The sequence below is a fragment of the Nocardia sp. NPDC046473 genome, from assembly GCF_040645995.1.
Classification (GTDB): Bacteria; Actinomycetota; Actinomycetes; order Mycobacteriales; family Mycobacteriaceae; genus Nocardia.
Genome location: NZ_JBEYZJ010000018.1, coordinates 49,325 through 55,324, shown reverse-complemented (window position 1 = coordinate 55,324; position 6,000 = coordinate 49,325). Strand labels below are relative to the sequence as shown.

The 6,000-nt window shown below is 64.8% G+C and carries 2 protein-coding genes and 1 pseudogene; 2 read left to right on the top strand and 1 reads right to left on the bottom strand.

Features of this window, described 5'->3' with window-relative positions; all coding sequences use genetic code 11:
* Positions 1-3,318: SDR family NAD(P)-dependent oxidoreductase (locus tag ABZ942_RS43585; protein WP_357392209.1), on the top strand; the 3,318-nt coding region annotated here is incomplete at its 5' end.
* 35 nt (positions 3,319-3,353) lie between these two features.
* Positions 3,354-4,733 (top strand): annotated as a pseudogene (locus ABZ942_RS43580) (beta-ketoacyl synthase N-terminal-like domain-containing protein); the annotation flags it as partial.
* A 113-nt stretch (positions 4,734-4,846) separates the two neighbouring features.
* On the opposite strand, the gene ABZ942_RS43575 reads toward ABZ942_RS43580, so the two are convergent.
* The gene (locus ABZ942_RS43575) at positions 4,847-5,788 is read right to left on the bottom strand and encodes a hypothetical protein (RefSeq protein ID WP_357392207.1); all 942 of its coding nucleotides are present in this window, start codon (positions 5,786-5,788) and stop codon (positions 4,847-4,849) included.
* Between the last annotated feature and the right edge of the window lie 212 nt (positions 5,789-6,000).

Here is a 6,000-nt window from a genome sequence, read left to right as displayed (position 1 = left end):
GTCTCGGCGCACGGGTATGGCTATGGTCCGGCGTTCCAAGGTTTGCGGCGGATGTGGCAGCGCGGCGAGGAGCTGTTCGCAGAGGTTGCGCTGCCCGAGGACGGGGGTTCGCCCGCTGGTGAGTTCGCCGTGCATCCAGCATTGTTCGATAGCGCGCTGCATGCGATGCTGCCCGGCGTCAGCGACCGTCACGACCAACTCGGTCGCGCAGGACTGCCGTTCCTGTGGCGCGGTGTGCGCGTGCATGCCGTCGGTGCCGACCGCGCGCGCGTCCGCATCGCGCCCGCCGCGGCGGACGGGGTAACGATCCGCCTGGTCGACGAGGACGATCACCCGATCGTGACCGTCGACTCGCTCACCGTCCGTGCAGTCCCCGGTCAACTACTCCGGTCGACAAACACGGCGCGGCAGGACTCGTTGTATCGGCTCGACTGGATCGAACAGCCACTTCCCGTGGCGGTGCCGGATGACCGGTCGCAGTGGATGTTCTTGGGCGCCAACAACACCGATACCGACGATCTGGCCGGTGTCGTGGCCGATGAGCTGCGGACACCGGATCTGACGGCATTGACCGCGGCCATCGATGCCGGCCGTCCGGTGCCGCCGGTGGTGGTGGCATCGATCGCGGTTCCCCGGTCCGTCGAGACGGTTGCCGCCGGTGTGCGGCAGTGCCTGGACGAGGTGCTCGGGTTGTTGCAGGCGTGGTTGGCCGAGCCGCGCTCGGCTGAATCCCGGCTGGTCGTGCTGACTCGTGGCGCCACCGGCATCGGTGGTGAATCCGATGGGGAGGCAACAGATCCGGCCGTGGGTTTGGCGGGCGCGTCGGTGTGGGGTCTGGTGCGTTCGGCACAGACGGAGAATCCGGGTCGGATCGTGCTGGTCGATATCGATGACACGGTCGAATCGAGCCGCGCGCTACCGGCGGTGGTCGCGGGCAGCGAAGCACAGGTGGTGTTGCGGGCCGGGGCTATCCAGGTCCCGCGGCTGGCGCGGGTAGATGTTCCGCAGCGGTTGGTGCTGCCCGAAGATCGGCCGTGGCGGATCGGTGCCCCGGAGGTGGGGTCGCTGGACGCGCTGCAGGCGGTCAGCGACCGAGCGGCCGAGCACGCCGCTACCGGAGTACTGGAGTCCGGACAGGTGCGGGTAGCCATGCGCGCGGCCGGGGTGAACTTCCGGGACGTGCTGATGACGTTGGGCATGTACCCGGGCGAGGTCGCCCTCGGCGGCGAGGGGGCCGGCGTCGTCGTGGAAGTTGGACCAGACACAACAGGTTTCGCGCCCGGCGATCAGGTGATGGGTATCTTCCGAGAAGCGTTCTCCCCGGCCGCGGTGGCTGATGCGCGGATGCTGGCGCCCATGCCGGCGGGGTGGTCGTTCGAGCAGGCCGCGGCGGTGCCGGTGGTGTATTTGACCGCCTACTACGGGCTGGTGGATCTGGCCGGGTTGCGGGCAGGCGAATCGGTGCTGGTGCACTCGGGCGCCGGTGGCGTAGGCATGGCCGCGATCCAGTTGGCGCAACACTTGGGTGCGCGGGTGTTCGCGACGGCGAGCCCGGGCAAGTTCGCAGTGCTACGGCAGTTGGGGCTCGATGACGCTCATATCGCGTCGTCGCGCACCATCGAATTCGAAACCGCTTTCCTGGCGGCAACGGCGGGCGACGGCATCGATGTCGTCCTCAACTCCCTCGCTTACGAATTCTTGGACGCCTCGCTGCGCACGACCGCCGCGCACGGCCGATTCATCGAGATGGGCAAGACGGATCCGCGCGACTCCCAGGAGCTTTCGCGCGAATTCCCGACTATCGAGTATCGAGCCTATGACTTGATACGTGACGCCGGCGCCGAGCGTATCCAGCAGATGCTCGCCGAAGTGCTGGAGTTGTTCCGAGTCGGCGCGTTGCGGGTGCGCCCGGTTCGGGTGTGGGACGTGGCACGAGCGCCGGAGGCGTTCCGATTCATGCGCGAGGGCCGGCACATCGGCAAGAACGTGTTGCGCGTGGACGGTTCCGCTCCGATGTGGGATGCGCAAGGGACGGTGTTGATTACGGGCGGTTCGGGTGTGTTGGGGTCGATGCTGGCTCGGCATGTGGTGGGTGTGCACGGTGTGCGGCGGGTGTTGTTGGTGAGTCGGCGTGGTGCTTGTGCTGAGGGGTTCGCTGTGTTGCGGGAGGAGTTGTTGTCCGCGGGTGCGGTGTCGGTGGTGGCGGTGGCGGCGGATGTGGCTGATCGTGGGCAGTTGGCGGCTGTGTTGGCCGGGGTGGATCCGGCGTTTCCGGTGCGGGTGGTGGTGCATACCGCTGGTGTGCTCGACGATGGTGTGATCACCTCGCTCACGCCTGAGCAGGTGGATCGGGTTCTGGCCCCGAAGGTGGCCGCGGCGTGGCACCTGCATGAATTGACCCGGGATCTGGATCTACGCGGGTTTGTCCTGTACTCCTCGGTGTCGGGAGTGCTGGGTTCGCCGGGGCAGGGCAATTACGCGGCGGCCAACGCCTTCCTGGACGGGCTGGCTCACTACCGGCGCGGTCTTGGTCTGCCTGCGACGTCGTTGGCGTGGGGTTTGTGGGAACAGGCCTCGGGCATGACCGGGCATCTGCAATCCAGTGATCGGGAGCGGATGAACCGGGGCGGGTTGGTGGCTATGACCGGCGGCGAGGGGCATGAGCTACTGGATCGGGCACTGACCATGCCGGCACCGGCCTTGGTCCCGGCGCGGTTCGATCCGAACATGCTGCACGCCAACGGTATCGGCGGCATCTTCGCCGGTCTGTCCGCCCTCGGCACGGATCGGCGCACGACCTCGAATCGTGGCCGCGCGGCGTCGGCCGGGTTGGCCGAGCGATTGGCCTCGGCGCCGGTGGAGCGGCGGCAGGCGCTGCTGACCGAGGCGATCACCGGTGAAGTCGCGGCCGTGCTCGGACATGACCACGGCGGCGAGATCGCTACCGGTCGCACGTTCAAAGACCTGGGGTTCGATTCGCTGACCGCGGTGGAGTTGCGTAACCGGCTCACCAAGCTGACCGGACTGCGGTTGCCGACCACTCTCATCTTCGACTATCCGGACGTCAGCACCCTCACCCGATACCTCGACGAAGGCTTCGGTCAGCCTGTGCGGCCGTTTGATTCGCTGATGAACGACATGCGCGTGATGCGAGGCAAGCTGCCGACCCTGCTGTCGAACGAATCACCTCGGGATGAATTCATCGCGCAATTACAGGAAATGATCGAACTCTGCCGGGAGTCGATCAAGTCCGAGCTGCCCGATCTCGACGCGGCGTCGGATGACGAGTTGTTCGCGTTGGCCAATGAATTGGACTGATCCAGGTCCGTCTCGAGAATTTAGGTGGGAATGACATGACCAACGAAGAGAAGCTGCGCGAGCACCTCAAGCTTACGATCGAGAAGGCGCGAACCGCCCGCGACCGGCTCCGTGAGGTCGAGGGCCGGTTGACCGAACCGATCGCGATCGTCGGCATGGGTTGCCGGTTCCCGGGTGGTGCCGCCTCGGCGGAACAGTTGTGGGAACTGGTCGCCGACGGGGTGGACGCGGTGGCGGGTTTGCCGACGGATCGTGGGTGGCCGGTGGATATGTTCGATCCGGACCCGGACGCGATCGGGAAGAGTTATGTGCGGGAGGGTGCATTCCTCTATGACGCAGCGGATTTCGACGCGGAGTTCTTCGGGATCTCGCCGCGGGAGGCGTTGGCGATGGATCCGCAGCAGCGGTTGTTGCTGGAAGCCGCGTGGGAGACCATCGAGCACGCGGCCATCGATCCGGTCAGCCTGCGCGGCACCGACGTCGGTGTCTATGTGGGCGCGATAGCCCAGGAGTACGGGCCGCGGATAGGCCGCGGACCCGCTGACGTGGAGGGGTTTTCGGTCACCGGCAGCACCTTGAGTGTGGCTTCGGGCCGGGTCTCCTACGTGCTGGGGTTGGTGGGTCCGGCGGTGTCGGTGGACACGGCATGTTCGTCGTCGCTGGTCGCGATGCATCAGGCGGTGTCCGCGTTGCGGGCGGGGGAGTGCTCGATGGCGTTGGCCGGTGGCGTGACGGTGATGGCGACCCCCGGGACATTCGTGGAGTTTTCGCGGCAGCGTGGCTTGGCTCCCGATGGCCGGTGCAAATCGTTCTCGTCGACCGCGGATGGTGTCGGTTGGTCTGAGGGCGTGGGTTTGCTACTGCTGGAACGGCTTTCGGAGGCGCAGCGGTTGGGCCATGAGGTGTTGGCGGTGGTGCGTGGTTCGGCGGTGAATCAGGATGGCACGTCGAATGGTTTGACCGCGCCGAACGGTCCGTCGCAGCAGCGGGTTATCCGGCAGGCGCTGGTCAGCGCGGGACTCGGCACCGCAGACGTGGATGTGGTGGAAGCGCATGGCACGGGGACTCGGTTGGGTGACCCGATCGAGGCCGAGGCGTTGCTGGCGACCTACGGGCAGGATCGGCCGTCGACGCGGCCGCTGTGGTTGGGGTCGGTGAAGTCGAATATCGGTCATACCCAGGCGGCCGCGGGGGTGGCCGGGGTGATCAAGATGGTGCAGGCGATGCGCGAGGGCGTGTTGCCGAAGTCGTTGCATGTGGAAGCGCCGTCGCCGCAGGTGGATTGGGCGGCCGGTGCGGTGGAGTTGTTGACCGAGGCCAGGCCGTGGGATACCGATGGTTCGCCGCGGCGGGCGGCGGTGTCGTCCTTCGGGATCAGCGGCACGAATGCGCATGTGATCCTCGAACAAGCACCCGAGTACGCGGGTGCGCAATCCCTGGCCGCTGGTGCCGTAGACCAGCCAGGCAAGAGCTGAAACAGTGGTCCCGGCACGGTGGGGCGAAGCCGGCGCACCGTGCCGGGAGTTACTCAGCCTCGGGCGGCGGACTGCAAACCGATCTGCATGTCCCGCAGCTTTGCGGTGAACGCGGCGACATGTGCGTCCACCTGAGCCGGTCGGTCGGCCGGTGTGGCGGGGCTCAGGAGAGGCTTCCTGGCATGCTCGAGCCGCCCCGCGGTGATGGTGTCTACGCCGAGGTTTTCGAATACATAATCACGGACGCCGAAGTAATCACCCTGGCCGAGCATGAAGGCTAGCTTTGTGCCGCAGCATGCATCGAAGGACTCCCGGTGACACACAATGTCGGTCGCGACAGTTCGGAGTGACATCGCGGTCCGGCGGGATTTTTGGTTCTGCGTCCCATGAATGGTGTCACCGCGCAGGACAAGCAGATCTCCCGCTGCCAGTTGTGGCGTCCTCGCAATCGACGCGAGGTCGGTGCGAAATGGCGTATAACTGCCGGTGTTGTCGTCGAAGCGCATATCTGTCGTGTAGCGAGCTGCCCCGGCCCCGACGACCAGCGCATGGAGATCCGGCTCGACTGTCGCGAGCTCTGAAAATGGAATGACAGTAACGTTGGAATTGGCAATATCGTCCTTCTGGAGAACGATGTACAGATTCGCGTACCGCAGGTGATCGCCGATGTCGTAGTAACTGCCGTGTTCCTGATGTAGTGGAAAATTTGCTGATTGTTCGGGACTGTCGGGATCTACCGAAAAGAAAACACCCTGGGTCAGTGTCATGTCGTATCCGAACAGTTCCGACTGCAGCTTCTTGACCTTATCTTGCACTGATGTGCTGATTTGTAGAGGGTCATTGATTACCGAGACGAGACGCCTGCCAAGCGATCCCTCGCCGCTGCCGTGGCCGGTGGACTCGGCGAATTCGAGTAGATCATCGATCTCGCGTGCATCGAGGAATGCTTCGATGTGGACGAATCCATCGTTTGCGATCGTTTCTTGTAGGGTCATTTCAGCCTGCTCCTTCCGGGGGTATCCCATATACTTCGCGTTGGAATCCCCTATTTGTCCACCCCTGTGTTACCCCTATTTTCGCTGTCTGACGTGGCAGTATTGGTAATCCGAAATGGCTGTCAACCTTCGCGCCTTCGTGTGATCGCAAGGAGAAAGATAGGGGTCTCATAGGGGTTTCAGTATGGGGATGCGAGCTACCTATGCTCTAT